This window comes from Paenibacillus sp. P4_A7, assembly GCF_056402455.1.
Genome location: NZ_JBFUHJ010000515.1, coordinates 1 through 3,769 on the forward strand (window position 1 = coordinate 1; position 3,769 = coordinate 3,769).

Annotated in this window: 4 protein-coding genes and 1 pseudogene; all 5 read left to right on the top strand. The window is 41.4% G+C overall.

Annotation, left to right across the window (positions count from 1 at the left end; translation table 11 throughout):
* Positions 1-267: manganese efflux pump MntP (locus tag AC1DWN_RS30085; protein WP_477562540.1), on the top strand; the 267-nt coding region annotated here is incomplete at its 5' end.
* A gap of 119 nt (positions 268-386) precedes the next feature.
* Positions 387-1,319: pseudogene (locus AC1DWN_RS30090) on the top strand (cupin domain-containing protein); the annotation flags it as partial.
* A 516-nt stretch (positions 1,320-1,835) separates the two neighbouring features.
* Complete coding sequence (locus tag AC1DWN_RS30095) at positions 1,836-2,165, top strand: serine hydrolase domain-containing protein (protein ID WP_477562543.1); 330 nt, start codon at positions 1,836-1,838, stop codon at positions 2,163-2,165.
* The gene (locus AC1DWN_RS30100; protein WP_477562541.1) at positions 2,138-2,434 is read left to right on the top strand and encodes a serine hydrolase; all 297 of its coding nucleotides are present in this window, start codon (positions 2,138-2,140) and stop codon (positions 2,432-2,434) included. Before AC1DWN_RS30095 ends, AC1DWN_RS30100 begins: the two co-directional genes overlap by 28 nt.
* Positions 2,435-2,650: 216 nt before the next feature.
* Complete coding sequence (locus AC1DWN_RS30105; protein ID WP_477562542.1) at positions 2,651-3,679, top strand: DUF2332 domain-containing protein; 1,029 nt, start codon at positions 2,651-2,653, stop codon at positions 3,677-3,679.
* Positions 3,680-3,769 lie beyond the last annotated feature (90 nt).

Below are 3,769 nucleotides of genomic sequence, written 5' to 3' on the forward strand. Positions count from 1 at the left end.
GATCTTAGTAAAGCCATTTCATGGAAGGAATCTATCTCTTTAGGTTTTGCACTTTCATTGAATTGTATCGCTATGGGCTTTGGGGCGGGGGTTAGCGGTGCATCACCTATCATGACTGCGATCTCAGTTGGCGTGTTTTCATTAATAACGGTAGCAATTGGTGAACGTATCGGGCACCGGATTGCAATGACCTGGTTAGGAAAGTATTCCAAAGCCATTGGGGGATTAATATTAATTGCAATTGGACTTTATGAAGTATTTGTATGATCATGGCTGAAATGAAATAACAATTGGAAAGGTTATTATAAAAGTGTTAAAGTCCTACGTTCCGATCCTATGGCATAAGTTATTTGAATGAAGGATACAGAATTCGCCGTGTAGCCATGGGAGTTAATATGCGTTTAACACCGGGTGGTGTGCGCGAGCTCCACTGGCATCAGCAAGCAGAATGGGCTTTTATGCTTTTAGGGAGGGCACGAATTACCTCCGTAGATCAGGATGGGCGAAATTTCATCGCCGATATCGGGCCAGGTGATCTTTGGTACTTTCCGGCAGGCATCCCGCATTCGATTCAGGGGTTGGTGGATGGTTGCGAATTTCTTCTCGTTTTTGATAACGGAAGCTTCTCCGATCTTAACACGTTATCAATCTCCGATTGGTTTGCACACACCCCAAAGGATGTACTAGCTGCGAACTTCGGCGTTCCAGAGAGTTTCTTTGATACTATTCCTTCAGAACAGGTCTATATATTTCAAGACGAAGTTCCAGGATCGCTGGRAAGCCAGAAGGTCCAGTCCCCTTATGGGACAATCCCGCAAAGCTTCCCGCATCAGCTGTTAGCGTAAGCACCAATTAAAACGCCTTGTGGAAGTGTAAGAATTGTAGATTCCTCTAACTTTCCTATCTCCAAAACAATTGCTGCTGCTTTGGTTGAAATTGAGCCTGGTGCTATGAGAGAACTTCATGGGCATCCTAATAACGATGAGTGGCAATATTACCTTACCGGACAGGGACGAATGACCGTATTTGCGGGTAATGGTACAGCCCGTACTTTTGATTATAGGGCCGGTGATGTTGGCTATGTACCGTTTGCATACGGGCATTATATTCAGAATACGGGGAACCAAACGTTGTGGTTTTTGGAAATGTTCAAGAGTGATCGATTTGTCGATGTATCGTTGAACCAATGGATGGCACTTACTCCTCGCGACCTAGTTCGAGATAATTTGCATATCGGTCAGGAATTACTGGATGCTCTGCGCAAGGAAAAATGGCCAGTTGTAAAATATTCAAGTACCACTAAACTTAATAAGGAATAAACCAAAAAGTATTTGCTAAATAGTTTATGTGAGAAGCCGATGAAACCTTTACGAAGGATTCGTTCGGCTTTTTATATTTGGAAAAAACATGGAATAGTGGGCATTTGATTGTACAATATCCATTCTAGACAGAACAACTAGTTGCCTGCCCCGTTCGTAATGGTTGTATCTATTCAAGCAATGATTCTCAGTTGCTTCAAAATAATAGAATATTTAATAGATTATCTAACTATGGTAATATCAGGATATTACTTTGCTCAGAAGATATGAAGATAAGCGCAAATTAGTAGAAAAGGAAGTGTATCAGGTGGAAAGCAGCTATGGGGTATCGATATTTGGAATTTTTCCTGTGATTATAGTTATATTCAATGGATTATTTAAGATGTTAGCCATTTATAGTTTATATCTATTTATTAAACTTGCTATTCGAGGTATTCAGGCACTGGATATTTATTTAGAGGAAAAGAGGGGGAGGCTATGAGTTCCATAGGATTTTCAAAGGGTCGGCTCGGTCGAATGCACGATGTTTTGGTGGCATATGTCGAAAGTGGTGAAGTGCCTGATCTCGTTACCTTGGTCAGCCGAGGAGGGGAGGTACATGTCGATATGATTGGAACGAAGACTGCCGGGGAATATAACCCTATGACTCGCGACACCATATTCCGTCTCGACTCGATGACGAAGCCCATCACCGCGGTGGCAGCGATGATCCTCGTTGAGGAATTCAAGTTGCGGTTGGACGAGCCAGTGGATAGGTTGCTGCCTGAACTTGCCAATCGAAGAGTTCTGAGACGACCCGATAGCCGGGTGAAAGGTGGATGTACCACACCGGCTTCGACATCCTAAGTATTTTGATCGTACGCGCTGCCGACCAATCGCTGGAGGATTTCTTACGCGAACGAATCTTTGAACCGCTTGGGATGAAGGACACCGGGTTTTACATCCCAGCCGAAAAGCTAGGTAGGCTATCGACGAGTTATATGACAAATCCTGAAACAGGAGCACTTATGGTACATGACCACCCAGATGATAGCATTTGGAGTCGCTCTCCGACATTTCCTTCCGGTGGAAGTGGACTGGTTTCGACCGTTGACGACTATCTATGGAAGATTTGATCGGGATATTGATGACCCAACGCTTCTTGGATTCCCCGGAGTTTCCCAAAACTTTTCTAGATTTCTGGAACTCTGTCTATCAAGCAATTGATGAGACATAGCTTAATAGTATGATCATGACAAGCGATAAGTATTTTTTATATAAACGATAAAAATATTGAAATATTTTTTATCAAGATGCAGTGTTACAATTCCGATATATGGAAATTTGGAGGGATGGCATTGGACAAGAGAGCAATAGCTGATCTTTTTAGAGTGTTTGCAAGCAGGGAGTGCAAAGGTTCAAGCCCCTTATATGAACTCCTTTCAGTGGAAATTGCAGAAGATGATGAGTTACTTCAATTAGCTTCTCATGCCAGGCAAGGACAACCTATACCAAATCTCTTTTTCGGAGCGGTCCATTACTTGTTATTGAATGGGAGGAACCATGAATTAAAAGAGTTTTATAGAAGCATTACAAGCAATGCGAGGGAGATTCCAAGTGCATTCGCTTCTTTCAAAGATTTTTGTATGCAGCATAGGAACGATATCATTTCCATTCTGAAAGATAAGCTTGTACAAACGAATGAGGTTAGACGATGCGCTTATTTATACCCAGCTTTTTGCTACATGTATGAGAAGACAAAGAGGCCGTTAGCTCTAATAGAAATTGGAACAAGTGCGGGATTACAGCTTCTGTGGGATAAGTTTAGTTATTCATATAACTCTGATGAATTATATGGAAACGTGCATTCTAAACTGTTAATCCATTCGGAAATACGTGGTGACAAATTACCATTACTCCTTAAAGAATGTCCGCCAGTGACCACGAGGATCGGAATTGATTTACACGTAAATGATCTCAATGATCCTGAAGACTATCTTTGGTTAAAGTCATTGATTTGGCCTGAGCATACTGAGCGATTAAACCATTTTGAAATGGCTGCTAGATGTGTAAAAGAACAAGCTTTGGAGTTAGTTGAGGGGAACGGTGTAAAACTACTTAATGAAATCTCCGCGACAATTCCTCAAGATTCTGTCATCTGTGTTTTTCATACACATGTAGCCAATCAAATACCTGAAGAAGATAAACATGAGTTAGTAGACTGTCTTCGAAAACTTGGTAAAACAAGAGATGTTTTTCACCTCTACAATAATATGTGGGATTTAAATCTCCATCTAGATTATTATCTTAACGAAGTGGAACATAAGGAAACTCTAGCAGAAACAGAAGGGCATGGCCGTTGGTTTCAGTGGCTGCTCTAGTGTTCATTTGTGAGCAGTATTTTTTGAATATATCTATCCTTTACCGTGAATCTCTGTTATTAGGTTACCTATAATGAAGCTAGATGTTAG

What these genes read in the sequence shown, in the direction of transcription:
- AC1DWN_RS30095 (WP_477562543.1), top strand. Translation starts at nt 1,836, where the DNA reads ATGCACGATGTTTTGGTGGCATATGTCGAAAGTGGTGAAGTGCCTGAT.
- AC1DWN_RS30100 (WP_477562541.1), top strand. Translation starts at nt 2,138, where the DNA reads ATGTACCACACCGGCTTCGACATCCTAAGTATTTTGATCGTACGCGCT.
- AC1DWN_RS30105 (WP_477562542.1), top strand. Translation starts at nt 2,651, where the DNA reads ATGGCATTGGACAAGAGAGCAATAGCTGATCTTTTTAGAGTGTTTGCA.